Source organism: Vibrio rotiferianus CAIM 577 = LMG 21460 (assembly GCF_002741985.1).
GTDB lineage: Bacteria > Pseudomonadota > Gammaproteobacteria > Enterobacterales > Vibrionaceae > Vibrio > Vibrio rotiferianus.
The window spans coordinates 161,434-174,118 of sequence record NZ_APHW01000101.1; the positions used below are offsets into that span (position 1 = coordinate 161,434).

Sequence of the window (12,685 nt, forward strand, 5' to 3'; positions counted from 1 at the left end):
TTTTTTTGGCTTTTTAAATTATTGCTAGGGCGAAAATATCGTTAAGGCGAAAATATGTTATTAACTTCTCAGTGCTTTAATCACAAAGTAAAAAAGACCATACACGTCATGGCGAAGCCTATTGGATCAAAGTGCAACCTTGATTGCCAATATTGCTATTACCTCAGCAAAGAAGAATTGCTGGCGGAGCGCTCTGGTGCATGCGAACAAATGGATGAGGCGAGCCTAGAAGCGTACATCAAACAATATTTTGCCGCTCATAACGCTCCGCAAGTGAACTTCTCTTGGCAGGGCGGAGAGCCAACCATGCTGGGGTTAGATTACTTTCGCACTATCGTCCGATTGCAGAAAAAGTATTGCCCTGAAGGTGTAGAGGTTCTGAACGACCTGCAAACCAATGGCACATTACTTACCGATGAGTGGTGTCGATTCTTAGCAAAGCATCAGTTTCTTGTTGGTATCAGCATTGATGGTGACGAGATGCTCCACAATACCTACCGCACCAACCGTGCTGGCCGAGGCACTTGGCAGCAAGTCATGGTGGCCATTGATCTACTTAAAAAACATCAAGTTCCATTTTGCACCTTAACTTGCGTGAATCGCCTGACGAGTCAATCACCGTTAGAAGTGTACCGCTTTCTGCGTGATGTGGTGCAATCGCCACTAATTCAGTTTATCCCGATTGTCGAACCAAAAACGTTTCGTACCCAATCACCACAAGCAAGCCAATGTATGCAAGGCGACCCTCGCTTATCGCCATCTCACCCAGACTCAATTGTCGAGCATTGGTCTGTTGAAGCCAAAGATTGGGGAGTGTTCTTAAAAACGGTATTTGATGAGTGGTATCGCCACGATGTTGGCCGTGTCCATGTGCAATATTTTGAGGCGCTGTTTGCCACTTGGATGGGAGAGCAAAATCCACTCTGCACCTTAGGCGAGTTGTGCGGAAAAGGTTTAGCCATTGAGCCAAACGGTGATGTTTATCGCTGTGATCACTTTGTTTATCCAGATTACTTGGCAGGAAACATCCATCAATCATCACTCGATGAGATGGCGTTTAGTGCCGATCAGCAGGCGTTTGGTTATGCCAAAAGCAAGTCGTTAACGACTCAATGTTGCTCATGCCCTTATCTGTTCGCTTGTTACGGAGAGTGTCCTAAAAATCGCATTATTTCGTCTTCAACAGGCGAGCGCGGCCACAACTATTTGTGTGAAGGGTGGTACGACTTTTTCCGTCATATAGATGAAAAACTTGCCCACCTCCTCCGAATTAACTCGCTTCCAGTGAAACACGGTCATTTCAAAACAAACAAATCTTAAATTAGAAAGGTAGAACTCTATGCGTAAAAAGATTGTCGCGCTCTCTGTCGCCAGTGCGCTTGGTGTTGCTCATTCCGCCCAAGCTGCTGAGAAGCCAAACGTACTGTTCTTAATGGTAGATAACTGGGGCTGGGGTGATATCTCTAGCCAAGGCGGTCAAATCCCAACCCCAGAGATTGATAAAGTGGCAGAAGAGGGAATCCGCTTCCTCAACTACAACGTTCAAAACCAATGCACGCCAAGCCGAGCTGCAATGCACACGGGGCGTCTTCCAATTCGTTCAGGTACTTACAAGGTGCCAATTCTAAAAGGTGCGGCTGATGGTCTAGCGCCTTGGGAATACACCATTGCAGAAATGCTCAGTGACGATGGTTACAAAACGGCTTTGTATGGCAAGTGGCACATCGGCTCTGTCGATGGTCGCTTACCAATCGATCAAGGTTATGACGATTGGTACGGCTACCGTGGTGGATCGGATGAGGCAGGTTACACCAGCAGTAAAGACTTCGACCCAAGTGTTGCTGAGGTTCCTTACATTTGGCAAGGCACCAAAGGTGGCAAACCTGAAAAAGTGAAAGAGTTTAATCTCGACACCAAAAAGGGAATGGACGCAGAGCTGGTGGATAAAACCATTGAGTTCATCAACCAAAGCATCAGCCAAGACAAACCTTTCTATACCTATGTTGGCTTCACTACTTTCCATTCGCCATACACAGTGTCGGATGAGTTTAAAGGTAAGTCGAAGAAAGGTACCTACGCCGATACACAACTCGAACTCGATCATAATATCGGTCGTTTGATGACGGCTTTAAAGCAAAGTGGTCAGCTGGATAACACCATCGTCATCATTGCTGGCGACAACGGCTCAGGCAATATTGTTGAAGGCAATATCTTAAAATCAGGTGAAGAGCCCTTAGGTAGTAATGGCCCATGGCGAGGTGGTTTAAGCACCGCTTTTGAAGGTGGGATGCGTACTCCGGCCGTGGTGCGTTACGGCAACAAAGTAGAGGCAGGACAGGTAACCGATGAGATTATTTCTGATCTGGACTGGTTCAGCACCTTGGCGCATTTGACAGGTAACGGAGACAAAATCCCAACCGATCGTCCTATCGACTCGATCGACCAAAGTGACTTCATTTTAGGTAATAGCGATAAATCCAACCGCAACTATGTACTGACATACGTAAATGGCGAACTGTTTGCGGTGAAATGGAATAACTACAAGATGCACTTCAAAGTCGCCTATGAGACCCATGGCCGATTTGAAACGCTTACCTTTCCTTTGATTTACGATCTTGAGCGTGATCCGGGTGAACAATACGAAATCTGGGCCAATGAAGGTTACCAGCACTCATGGTTAGTGCAGCCGATTGGCAAGATCATCGCTGAGACTGCTCGTTCAATGCATCAGTATCCAAACATTCCAACTGGGGCTGACTTTAAAGGTTACAGCGCCAAGAAATAACAGAACTTACAACCCATTTTACTTCCATGACCGTTGGTGGCAGCGGTCATGCCCATAACTACATTCAAATATTAAGAATAAAGCAGATGAAACTAACAAAAACGATGATGTGTGCAGCACTGGGGCTCTCTTTCCAAGCTGCAGCGGCGGATTACATTCGACTTGAAAGTGGTGTTAACCGAGATATTTACAAGTTAGAGACCGAAGTGAAAATGACGGACTCTATCGCCGGTATCTTTAGTGTTGAAGGCAATAAAGAGACAGCAGGGTTAGAGTACAACCTCGCAACGGCTTACGGTAAGTATCGTATGCCTTTGTCTGAGAAAATGAGTGCAGAGTTTGACTTCGGTTTAGCGTACGAATCTATGGGTGACAACTACGCGGTTATTGCGAAGCAGTTGGGCATTTCTGATGATTTTAAGACCGAGGCAGGCGCAATTTGGGGTGGTGCAACTCTTAACTATCTTGTTCTACCAAACTTTATGACCACCTTTGATTTAATGGCAACGCAAGATGTGGTTAACGAGACCATCATCGGTATGTACCGTGCGAGAGCGAAGTTTGTCTACCAACCTATTAAAAACCTCAATTTGGTGTACCGCACCGGCTTAAACTACGCTCAAAACGATATTACTAGAGATGTGGTGAAAGCAGGCCACCTAGTGTCAGACAACTATCTTGTCAGCCACGAATTCTATGTAGGTTACATGGGAGAATCTGGCCTAGAGCCGTATCTGATGCTTAAAGATATGGAAAATGAAGCGAGCTATGATGTGATTTTAGGCTTCTACTACCGTTTTAAATAATAAACCACACTGCCTATCAGAATTTCTCTTGCCTCGGCATCTATTCTGACCAGTGATGAGGACAAAGGGTGAGTTGTTCACCCTTTGTCTGGAATCATGATTACTCTAGCGGCAACTGGAAAGTACTCTTAATTTCCTTTACGGATACGTTGGATTGAATGGCGCTGATGCCTTTCACGCGGCGAATCGCACTGATGCGGTCAAAGTATTCGTCTAAGTCTCGAGCCACCACTTGCACCATATAATCTGCGCTGCCAGCAATGCAGTGACACATTAAGATCCAGTTGGTTTCAGCGACAAAGTCTTCAAAAGGCGTGGTGTTTTCTACTTCATGGCTGCCTAGTGTCACCAGCGTAAAACCAGAGACTTGGAAACCGAGCTTTTTGCGGTTCAGCTTTGCTGCATAACCCTCAATGTAGCCTTCCTCTTCCATCTTTTTCCAGCGTCGCCAGCAGGGCGTTTCACTCAGGTTAACGGTCTCGGCAAGCTTAGAGTTACTCATGCGACCATCTTTCTGAATATGGTCAAGAATGGCGAAATCGGTACTATCCAATTCAAAGTTGGTGGATTCTTTCTTTTTCATGGTTATTATGGAAATAGTCTGCTCAAGTTGGTCTTTATCGTAGCGCAGATAGCAATTTTCTTTCTACCCAAATCGTTAGACTGTTCCCATCTTTGTTGATTACTTTTTGGGAGAGAGTGCATGAGTGCTCAATTGTTGGCGGCATTTTTGTTGTTTGCCGTTTCTATTTCTTTAACGCCGGGAGCAGGCAACGTCGCGCTGTTAGGTATTTCTAGCCGATATGGTTTTTCTGCGACCGTGCCATTTGTATTGGGCAATGCAGTCGGGGTGATCATCATGTTGGTTGGGGCAAGTGTGGGGCTTGTCAGTTTGTTTACCCTTTACCCAGATTTGTACACGGCATTAAAGTGGATTGGTGCGGCGTACCTGCTGTATCTCGCATGGTCGATTGCCACAATGGAACTCGATAATGATTCGAATGCAAAAAAGTCCGGCTTTTTATCTGGCGTTTGGGTGCAAATCCTTAATCCAAAAAGTTGGGTTGCGTCACTGACGGTGTTCTCTCAATTTATCTCGCCAAACAATGATTACCTGACTCAGGTGGTGATCATTATCAGCGTAATGGTGGGAACTGGTGTGCTGGGTATGTTTGCGTGGGCGTACTTTGGCACCGTATTGAACCGCTTTATTCAGTCACCACAAAAGGTGGTGTGGGTAAACCGATGCATGGGCAGCAGCCTAGCGTTAGTGGTGGTGTTTATGTTGAGTCAGCCAGTTTAGGGCAATGCTTCTTGTGGCGTGATGGGAAGACTCACTATGATTGGTTTAGTCATCTCGTAACTGCGCAATTTCAATCAGGCGGAGTGATTTGATGCTCGGTATGATTCTTCCCACTTCCTAACTGAGAAACCAAGAAAAATGACAGCCGCAACTCTTCAACAAAAACGGATTAAAGCCGTTTGTGATTTCATCGATGAACATTTAGATGAAACTTTAACGCTAGAATCGTTGAGCGAGGTCGCGGTATGTTCCAAGTATCACTTTCACCGTATCTTCAAATCCTTCACAGGTATTAGCGTTATGCAATATGTGCTGCTATCGCGTATGAAACGAGCTTCGTTTCGTTTGGCATTTGAGCCTCAAGTGAGTGTTACCAATATTGCTTTTGAGGCAAGTTTCGAAAGTCTCGAAGCTTTTTCTAGAGCGTTTTCTCGGTTGTTTAAGCAGACACCAACTCAGTTTAGAAAGCAGCCAGAATGGAAGGTTTGGCACAAACAATTTGAATTTAAGTCGCCAACGATTGGAGAACATCCTATGAACGTAAGAATCATTGACTTTGCGAAGAGAGACATCGCTTTTATCACACATAAAGGTAGCCCTGAACTAGTTTACGAAAGCTCAGCCAAGTTTATTGCTTGGAGAAAAAGCAGCGGACTCTCGCCAATTAAATCGAGTGAGACATTTGGTATTCCTTATTCTGATCCGAGCGACACGCCGGAAGAGGAGTTTCGATTTGATATTGCTGGCTCGCATCATGGTGTGGTGCCAGAAAACGTCTATGGTGTGCAATCAGGAACAATTCAAAGTGGGCGTTGTGCTGTCGTGATACATAAAGGCAGCCATCACTCGATAGGGGATTCTATTCGTTACCTTTACCAAACATGGTTACCGGAAAGCGGTGAAACGCTGCGAGAATACCCATGCTTCTTCAAGTACTTAAACTTTGTTCACGAGGTGGATGAGTGTGATTTATTGACGGAAGTGTATCTACCGATTAATTAGGCATGCAGAGAGGGATGGCATTAACCATCCCTCTTGCGTTTTAGTAAGAATTAACGAAACTGCGGCATGTAATCGAGGTTTGCTTCAATCGTCTCTTCTAGTGCTTTCTCTAGAATTGTGCCAGTGGTCACTAACGGGTTTAGAATCAAAGCTCGGTGCGCAGCATTGCGGTCGCCTGTGACTGCCGCTTCTACTGTTAACGATTCAAAATCTTTCATTAATTGGATTAGACGCAGCGTATCGCTTGGGAATGGTGCGACGTTTAGAGCCACCGGTCCCGCTTTGGTAATCATGCAGCTGACTTCCACTGCGCAATCGTCTGGTAAGCCAGCAATGGCACCGTTGTTGCGAGTGTTCACGTGCATGATTGTGCGCTTATCGTTGTAGATAGAGCTCATCAGCTCACAGGCGGCTTCTGAGTAGTATTGACCGCCACGCTTCTCGAGTTCTTTTGGCTTCTCGTTGAGCTCTGGATTACGGTAGATATCGAAGAGACGCTTCTCCATGGCTTTGACTACTTCACCGCGTGTACCTTCGCCATTTGCTTCTTCAATCTCTTGGCTCATGATATCTTCGCTGGTGTAGTAATAGCGTAGGTAAGCACACGGGATCATGCCCATATTACGTAGTAGCTCTTGTGGCCAATCGAATGGAGGAATGTTTTGAGGTACCAAAGGATCGTTGCCAGATAGGATCTCTTCCACCACTTCTTGCAATTTATCGCGACCGTCATGCAGGATCTGACGCGCCCAGATAAAGTGATTTAAGCCCGCGACTTGCAGCACAAACTCTTGCTCATTGGCACCTAGCATTTGTGCGATGCCTTTTTGCATGATCACTGGTACATTACATAACCCGACCGCTTTTACTTTGGTGTGTTTGAGAATCGCTTCTGTCACCATGCCTGAAGGGTTGGTAAAGTTCAGCAACCAAGCGTCTGGACACAATTCTTCCATTTCTTTACAGATTTCTAGTGCGATAGGAATGGTGCGGCAGGCGTTGGCAAAACCACCTAATCCGTTGGTTTCTTGACCGATCATGCCGTACTTTAGCGAGATGCGCTCATCACGGATTCGACCTTCTAAGCAACCTGCACGAAACTGAGAACATACAAAGTCTGCGTCTTTCAGAGCTGGTGTGCGATCAAGCGTTACGTGCACATCAATGTGAGACATATTATTTTTTGCCAGCATGCGGCGAGTTAGGTCTCCGATAATGCTGACTTTCTCTGCACCATCCTCAATATCAACTAACCAAAGTTCGCCGATTGGCAGTTCATGATTTCGATTGATCAGACCTTCGATCAGCTCAGGTGTGTAGCTAGAGCCTGCGCCAATGATGGTAATTTTTAGATTCTTTTTCATGGTGATGTCACTCGTTATGGATAAGACAATGTGATTTAAAATCATCCAAGTTGGCTATACAAACCAAAAAAATCTTGCTATGGATTAGTACAGCTAATTTATGAAAGGTCGAGTGATGGACAGAAAACAGCAGATGCTCTCCAATATGTACACTTTTGCGATTGCAGGTAAGTTCCTTAGCTTTACCAAAGCAGCGGAAGAACTCTTTATTACCCAAGGGGCGGTGAGTCAGCGAATCAAATCGTTAGAAGAGCAACTGGGCTTCAGTTTGTTTGTGCGCATGACGAGACGGCTAGAACTGACCAAAGAGGGTGAGCGATTACTGCATGCATTAAACCAATCGTTCGAAGTTATTTTCTCTGAGCTCGAAGACATCAAGTTCAATGAACTGCGCGGTGAGTTATATATTGGAGCAGCGCCGACGTTCGCCCAGAGTTGGCTTTTGCCAAGGTTGCCGGATTTCCAACGTTTGTATCCGCATCTCAATATCAAACTGAGGGTGAAAGCGAGCCGTTTGGACTTTCAGCATGAGCCCGTCGATATCGCGATTTACTACAGCGATAGCGAACATCCGGGTTTTTACCATCAGCGTTTATTTGATGAAGTGCTGTTGCCGGTTTGTAGCCCCAAATACTTTAACGACCATTTCACTGGGCCAGCACCATTGCTTGAGCAATTGGCCAGTGTGACTTTTATTCATTGCTCTGAATCATTAGAGGCGAGTGAACCCAATCAAGAATGGGCGATGTGGCTGGATAAACAATCTAACACGCTACTCAACACACTTAACGTGATGGACAGAACGTACTTGTTTAATCACGCCGATATGGCAATGACAGCGGCTAAGAACGGAATGGGGTTGGGGATCGCTCGTGAATCTTTAGTGAAAAGCAGCTTAGAAAACGGTGAACTAGTGGCACCTTTTGAGCGCGTAAGTGCAGAGCGAGGCTACGATTTGATCTGTCTAAATGGGCAACAAAACAGACCAAAGAATGCGGCATTTATTGAATGGCTTGAGACGCAATTACCAAAGAATAGATAAGGGATGATAGGGAAGGTAAGGCCAACTTCCTCCCTTCATTCATTCGATGAGAAGGGAGGAAGAATAAGTCTTGAAACTAACTCGCGATAATCTCTTCCATCAAGCGGTCTATCTGAACGACTACTTGTTCGCTGGCATCTTCCATGGCGTTAATTGCGGTCACCATGCCGGCCATGTTGCCAGATTTGGCTTGGCTCATCGCTTCACGTCCACCGTCATGCACGCCTTTGTGTGGTTCTTCAAGCAATGCATAGCTTCTTAAGTGGCTGTAGGCCTTTCCATCACCACGGTAGTACCATTGACCCAAGCGACACTCAGAGTGGCTATTAACGGTTTCACCAAACGCGCCTTTTTGTAGGAGACGATAGATATTGTTCTTCCAAATTGCGTGGTCGAGTTTGACCGTATCCAAGAAAGCGCGTGTGGAAGCAATATGGATCACTTGCTTCATGTGTTCCGATTTCACGACCACTTCGTTGACAATAGAGCCAATCTGCGCAGAAGAAGCAGACACTTCCTCGGCACAAGCTTGGTTCTCATCAATAGAGGCTTTAATTGCGTTTACTTGGGTGAGTACTTGATTCACCAAAGAATCAATCTGTTCACTAGCTTCGCTGGCTTTACCGGCAAGGCCTCTGACCTCGTCGGCGACCACAGCAAATCCACGTCCAGCTTCACCAGCTCGTGCGGCTTCAATAGCGGCATTTAGAGCAAGCAAGTTGGTTTGGTCAGAAATCTCTTGAATAGTAGATACAAGGTGGGAGATAGAAGTGGCGGTATTATCTAATATTTGTACAGATTCAATACTTTGAGAGGCTTGCGTGCTGATCTTCACTGCTCGGTTATCAAGGCGAGCAAGTGCTTGATGGGTTTGCTTAAACATCTCATCCAGTTGCTGCAGCTCTTGGTTTTCATGCGCCATAGATTGCGCACTCTCCACCATTTCTGTTCGAATGGTTTGGAGCATATCTCCACCTTTCAAACTGCTCGACATCAACTCATCACTATTGTGGTGTTCCTGTTGAGAGGAACGAACAAGCTGCTGAGCCTCTTGGAGCTGATTTTCCAGAGCGGCAACGTCAGTTTGGTACTTCTGTTTGAGATCTGCTAACTCTTGCTTTAGCGCCTCATTTTCTGATTTGATTCGTTTTAATCCAAACATAGGTTCTATAAATGTGACAGGATGTTAAAAAATCCATGCTAATCGAGTTGGATATCGAATACACGATCACTTTCATATCTTTGCTTGGTGAAATCACACTTTTTCGGTAGGGCTTTATACAAACAAGAGGTCTCAGATTTTGATGCTTACCTGATAACTTCGCACTTCCTTGCTCTTTTCTGTTGCCCCATTTTAAGGCGATACATTGCTCATCCTGAATAAAAATAAATCACTCATTAACGTAAAGAATGTAAATGAGATTAATTATCATTAATGTTGTGTATTATGCTTCGCACCACGTTGTTGTTTATAAAATATAAGTAGTATTATGAAACTGAAGTCACTATCAGCAGCCATCACCGTTGCCATTGCCTCTTTTGCTGCTCACGCTTCCGATGAAAATATCGTTGTTGTCGGTTCTGCCCTTGATCAACTTGTTCAAACTGAGATTAACGCTGAAACGTTAGAGCTCAAACAAGCGTCGGATATTAAAGACGTATTGAATACCATGCCGAGTGTTACGGTTGACGGTAACGCACGTTACTCTCGTAAAGTTTACATTCGTGGTATGGAAGATAAATACTCTGTCGTGACCATTGATGGTGCGCGCCAAGAAGGGCAGTTATTCCACCACTCGGGAGACCAAACGTTCGATCCGGCGATGCTTAAGTCAGCTGAAATCACGCTAGGCGGTAACTCTGTATTGTCTGGTGCTGGTGCGATTAACGGTTCATTCAGCTACGAAACAAAAGATCCCAGCGACCTTCTCGCGGAAGACGAAAGCATCGGTGCTCGTGTTAAAGCTGGGTATCAAACGGCTTATGAACGCTTCACGACGAACGTTGCGGTTTACGCGAAGCTGAATGATGAACTTCAGTTGATGGGTATTCTTAACTACTCAGAAGACGGCGACCTTTACGTTCCTGGTAAAGATGACGTGACTTCAAAGCAGGGTGAACTGAAATCTGGTTTAGTGAAGCTCGTCTTCGTTCCAAACGATGCTAACGAGTTCAAACTGACTTTCGACACTTACCAAGATGGCGGAAAACGTCAGCTATCGGGTGAAAAAGCAGGTGCGCTTTACGCAGATGATGAACACAACTATAACTCACTCAACCGTGATACCGTGACGTTTGTACACCGTTTCGATAACGGTAGCGACTTAGTGAACCTAAAAACCAACCTGTACTACAACCGTCAATACATGGAGCGTGACGCATTAACTGAAGAGTACGGTGAATGGAATAAAGTGAACGGCGCTTGGGAATTCACCAAAGATGGCGACCTATCTATTCCTGATCGCGAGTACAATGTGACGACCATCGGTGGTGACATCCGCAACATCTCTTGGGTTGGTGATCACGAGCTGACTTACGGTTTCGAGGGCTACAAAGCAGAGCAGTGGATTGATTCTGGTTTAGGTCACTACACCTCAGGTTCAAAGCAAGGTCAAACGAAGAACTACGATATGGATGGCGGCACTGTAACGGCTTACGGTGTTTACGCTCAAGACGCGTTCGAGATTAATGACTTCCGTTTTGTCACTGGTCTTCGCTACGATGTGCATAAGTTAGGCGGTGTGTTTACGGGTAAATACGATCAACTATCGCCTAAATTCCAAGGTGAATACCAAACAACTGAGAATCTAAGACTGCGTATTGGTTACGGTCGTCTATTCAAAGGCGCTTCACTGCCAGAAACGCTAACCATGAAAGCGGCGAGCGATGTTAAACAGTCTGATACCAAAGCGATGACGGGTAACAACTACGAAGCAGGCTTTGACTACGATATGTCTGGTTTGCTGATGGCGGATGATGCGATTCTTGGCTTCACTGCTTACCAGTATGACCTAGACAACCAAATGCACCCAACCAAGAACAACACAACCTTGGCAAACCAACACGATGTTGAAGTTTGGGGTGTAGAGACCGTGTTTACTTACAGCATTGAAGACTTCGCGCTTTACGCAAACCACTCATACTCTGATGGTGACCAAACAAACCTGAAGAATGGTAAGAAGAGCCAAATGAACAAAACGCGTATCCATAACATCAAGGCTGGCTTCAAGTACGATCTAACCAATGAATTTGTGTTTGGTTGGGATTCTCGTTTCGTTCCGGGTAACGACTATAAAGACGAAGATGGCGACAAGATTGAACGTGCAGGTTTCGCAACGCACAACTTGTGGGCCGCTTACGTACCAGATTTTGCAAAAGACTTGTCGCTTAACCTAGCGGTAGACAACCTATTCAACAAGCAATACGCAGAGCACACAGGCTTTGGTATTTCTTGGGGTTCAGATAAGTACACCAGCTACGAAGCAGGTCGTAACTTCAAAGCATCAGTGGCTTACAGCTTCTAATCAATAACCCCCCCCACAAAACAAAACCCCGATAATTGGCTCTCAATTATCGGGGTTCTTTTTATCTGACTTTTGCTGATGAAGGCTGCTGAGCAAGGATTACTTTGTATGAAAAATCTGCTCGGTCTCTAGCGACGTCATTGCGCGAACTTGGCGCCAGATGTAGTAGAAAATACCAAACATCATCAACATACTTGGGATAGCGATCATCGGGTAGCTATAAAGGGTTAGCTTGCCTAACTCTTCATTGAACGCGGCAGTGCCCGCTGGGCTAGTCACAATCCAAGTTGCTAGGAAGTAGTTCATCGCTGATGAGAACGCGAACGTGCTAGCGAACAGGTAGTTAGAAGACATTAAGCAGCGGTCAAATGCTTGAGTTTTGCCATTTTGCTCCAAGCGCTCGTTAATCAGCGGTAGGTTTAAAACCGTGTCGTTCAATAGCATCTTCTGCATTAACGGGTAGCGCGTAAAGGTGGAGCCCAATACTGCAATACCAATTAAGCCCGGGATCAAGGCCTCTTTCAACGCCAACCAACGAGTGTCTAGTTCTAATAGACCAATACCGCCAGTCAAAAGCACGCTGATAAAACCAAGCGCAGAAATGAAGTTGAATTTTTTATTACGGATTAGATCCATACCGCCGTAAACCACCGGGAATAGCAGAGCGACAACTAATGCCATGGCTGTGCCTAGGTGCTCTTCACCACTGAACTTCATCAAAATGAATGAAGGATGATGACGTTAAACAGGATCTCGACTAATGGATTCGACTTTTTCGCCGTGGTGTTACTCATAATTTTACTGACTCTACTATGTCGGCTTCGATTTTACTTTGGGGGAAGTGTTCTACTCCTAGCGC

The 12,685-nt window shown here is 45.5% G+C and carries 10 protein-coding genes and 1 pseudogene; 7 read left to right on the forward strand and 4 right to left on the reverse strand.

The annotated features are described in order from the left end of the window. The first annotated feature begins 54 nt into the window (after positions 1 to 54). From B853_RS17935 to B853_RS17945, 3 genes are all read left to right on the forward strand, one after another. Positions 55 to 1,320: an anaerobic sulfatase maturase gene (locus B853_RS17935; RefSeq protein WP_038886542.1), complete on the forward strand. Its 1,266-nt coding sequence runs from the start codon at positions 55 to 57 to the stop codon at positions 1,318 to 1,320. 19 nt (positions 1,321 to 1,339) lie between these two features. After that, positions 1,340 to 2,785 carry an arylsulfatase gene (locus B853_RS17940; protein WP_050568994.1) on the forward strand — a complete coding sequence of 482 codons (1,446 nt, stop codon included), beginning with the start codon at positions 1,340 to 1,342 and terminating at the stop codon, positions 2,783 to 2,785. A gap of 86 nt (positions 2,786 to 2,871) precedes the next feature. Then, positions 2,872 to 3,591 (forward strand): hypothetical protein, encoded by a 720-nt coding sequence (locus tag B853_RS17945; RefSeq protein ID WP_010453781.1) that lies wholly within the window; start codon positions 2,872 to 2,874, stop codon positions 3,589 to 3,591. Between the two features lie 100 nt (positions 3,592 to 3,691). On the opposite strand, the gene B853_RS17950 is transcribed toward B853_RS17945, so the two are convergent. After that, positions 3,692 to 4,174 (reverse strand): Lrp/AsnC family transcriptional regulator, encoded by a 483-nt coding sequence (locus B853_RS17950; protein ID WP_038886543.1) that lies wholly within the window; start codon positions 4,172 to 4,174, stop codon positions 3,692 to 3,694. Positions 4,175 to 4,294: 120 nt separating this feature from the next. On the opposite strand from B853_RS17950, the gene B853_RS17955 reads away from it, so the two are divergent. Together B853_RS17955 and B853_RS17960 are read left to right on the forward strand one after the other, a co-directional pair. Next, entirely contained in the window at positions 4,295 to 4,894 is a 600-nt protein-coding gene (locus tag B853_RS17955; protein ID WP_005429054.1) for a LysE family translocator, read from the forward strand. A 138-nt stretch (positions 4,895 to 5,032) separates the two neighbouring features. Then, on the forward strand, positions 5,033 to 5,896 hold the full coding sequence (locus B853_RS17960) for an AraC family transcriptional regulator (protein WP_038886545.1): 864 nt from the start codon (positions 5,033 to 5,035) through the stop codon (positions 5,894 to 5,896). A 50-nt stretch (positions 5,897 to 5,946) separates the two neighbouring features. Here B853_RS17960 and B853_RS17965 read toward each other — a convergent pair whose 3' ends face one another. Beyond that, positions 5,947 to 7,260, reverse strand: a complete 1,314-nt coding sequence (locus B853_RS17965; protein ID WP_038886547.1) for a 6-phospho-beta-glucosidase — start codon at positions 7,258 to 7,260, stop codon at positions 5,947 to 5,949. A gap of 115 nt (positions 7,261 to 7,375) precedes the next feature. Here B853_RS17965 and B853_RS17970 point away from each other — a divergent pair, with 115 nt between their 5' ends. Further along, positions 7,376 to 8,302 (forward strand): LysR substrate-binding domain-containing protein, encoded by a 927-nt coding sequence (locus B853_RS17970; protein ID WP_038886564.1) that lies wholly within the window; start codon positions 7,376 to 7,378, stop codon positions 8,300 to 8,302. A 76-nt stretch (positions 8,303 to 8,378) separates the two neighbouring features. Here B853_RS17970 and B853_RS17975 read toward each other — a convergent pair whose 3' ends face one another. Further along, positions 8,379 to 9,464 (reverse strand): methyl-accepting chemotaxis protein, encoded by a 1,086-nt coding sequence (locus B853_RS17975; RefSeq protein ID WP_038886549.1) that lies wholly within the window; start codon positions 9,462 to 9,464, stop codon positions 8,379 to 8,381. Positions 9,465 to 9,792: 328 nt separating this feature from the next. Here B853_RS17975 and B853_RS17980 point away from each other — a divergent pair, with 328 nt between their 5' ends. Then, positions 9,793 to 11,826 (forward strand): TonB-dependent receptor plug domain-containing protein, encoded by a 2,034-nt coding sequence (locus B853_RS17980; RefSeq protein WP_038886551.1) that lies wholly within the window; start codon positions 9,793 to 9,795, stop codon positions 11,824 to 11,826. 99 nt (positions 11,827 to 11,925) lie between these two features. Here the strand turns inward: B853_RS17980 and B853_RS17985 are convergent. Next, positions 11,926 to 12,620: pseudogene (locus B853_RS17985) on the reverse strand (VC0807 family protein). Positions 12,621 to 12,685: the final 65 nt, after the last annotated feature.

Bases quoted from the DNA above. Each gene is read 5' to 3' on its own strand.
- B853_RS17935 (WP_038886542.1), top strand. From the start codon at position 55: ATGTTATTAACTTCTCAGTGCTTTAATCACAAAGTAAAAAAGACCATA.
- B853_RS17940 (WP_050568994.1), top strand. From the start codon at position 1,340: ATGCGTAAAAAGATTGTCGCGCTCTCTGTCGCCAGTGCGCTTGGTGTT.
- B853_RS17945 (WP_010453781.1), top strand. From the start codon at position 2,872: ATGAAACTAACAAAAACGATGATGTGTGCAGCACTGGGGCTCTCTTTC.
- B853_RS17950 (WP_038886543.1), bottom strand. From the start codon at position 4,174: ATGAAAAAGAAAGAATCCACCAACTTTGAATTGGATAGTACCGATTTC.
- B853_RS17955 (WP_005429054.1), top strand. From the start codon at position 4,295: ATGAGTGCTCAATTGTTGGCGGCATTTTTGTTGTTTGCCGTTTCTATT.
- B853_RS17960 (WP_038886545.1), top strand. From the start codon at position 5,033: ATGACAGCCGCAACTCTTCAACAAAAACGGATTAAAGCCGTTTGTGAT.
- B853_RS17965 (WP_038886547.1), bottom strand. From the start codon at position 7,260: ATGAAAAAGAATCTAAAAATTACCATCATTGGCGCAGGCTCTAGCTAC.
- B853_RS17970 (WP_038886564.1), top strand. From the start codon at position 7,376: ATGGACAGAAAACAGCAGATGCTCTCCAATATGTACACTTTTGCGATT.
- B853_RS17975 (WP_038886549.1), bottom strand. From the start codon at position 9,464: ATGTTTGGATTAAAACGAATCAAATCAGAAAATGAGGCGCTAAAGCAA.
- B853_RS17980 (WP_038886551.1), top strand. From the start codon at position 9,793: ATGAAACTGAAGTCACTATCAGCAGCCATCACCGTTGCCATTGCCTCT.